Source organism: Alcanivorax sp. HI0083 (assembly GCF_001635175.1).
Genome location: NZ_LWFX01000433.1, coordinates 1 through 862 on the forward strand (window position 1 = coordinate 1; position 862 = coordinate 862).

Here is an 862-nt window from a genome sequence, read left to right on the forward strand (position 1 = left end):
CGCCCTGCAGCCAGCCCACCCAGGCCCACGATGCTTTTCCTGATCATTCTGTTTTTGTCACTTGTATTGCCATTCCTGCATTATGCCTGTGATTTCATACTTGAATCACAGGGGGCTTGACCGTACTGTTCCCAAACTTTGCCGCTGGTGAGCGATTATGTCAGGAACAGTTATACGTGCTGGAGAACCCCATACCATTCGCACTCGCGGCATTACCCTGCTGCGTTCCGGCCACAAGGAAGTACGGCGACTGAAACGGGCCAACCACACGCCATCAATTCACGGCAACAAGGTGTGGAATTCCAGTTACCTGATCATGGACCATCTGACCAAAAAGAAGCTCTCTGCGGATCAGCACCTGATGGATATCGGTTGCGGGTGGGGGCCACTGTCCATTTTCACGGCAAAACGCTTTGACTGCCGGGTAACCGCAGTGGATGCCGACCCGGATGTGTACCCCTACCTGGATTTGCATGCCAGCATCAACAAGGTGGACGTGACGCCGCTGCAAGCCCGTTTCGAGAAGCTAACACAAGCCAGACTGGCGGATGTGGATATCGTTGCAGGGGCGGACATCTGCTTCTGGGATGAACTGACGCCAGTGCTGTATAACCTGATTCGTCGCAGCCTGCGTGCTGGCGTCAAACAGATAATCATTGCCGACCCGGGCCGTTCTCCGTTCTATGCACTGGCGGAAAAATGCGAAGCCGGCAAGCTGAACAGCCGCGTGGTCGAACGCCGTACCCAAACCCCGAAGGCCCTGTGCGCGGATCTGTTAATCATCGACAATTGAATTTTCCAGCCTCGCCACCATGTTCTTTCTACGGACCATGGAAGTGACAGGATTATGACCGACAACGAT

Annotated in this window: 1 protein-coding gene; it reads left to right on the forward strand. The window is 54.4% G+C overall.

The window, feature by feature from the left end; all coding sequences use genetic code 11:
- The first annotated feature begins 157 nt into the window (after window positions 1–157).
- Window positions 158–793 carry a methyltransferase gene (locus A3754_RS04475; RefSeq protein ID WP_063518943.1) on the forward strand — a complete coding sequence of 212 codons (636 nt, stop codon included), beginning with the start codon at window positions 158–160 and terminating at the stop codon, window positions 791–793.
- The last annotated feature ends 69 nt before the right edge of the window (window positions 794–862 follow it).

Bases quoted from the DNA above. Each gene is read 5' to 3' on its own strand.
- A3754_RS04475 (WP_063518943.1), top strand. From the start codon at position 158: ATGTCAGGAACAGTTATACGTGCTGGAGAACCCCATACCATTCGCACT.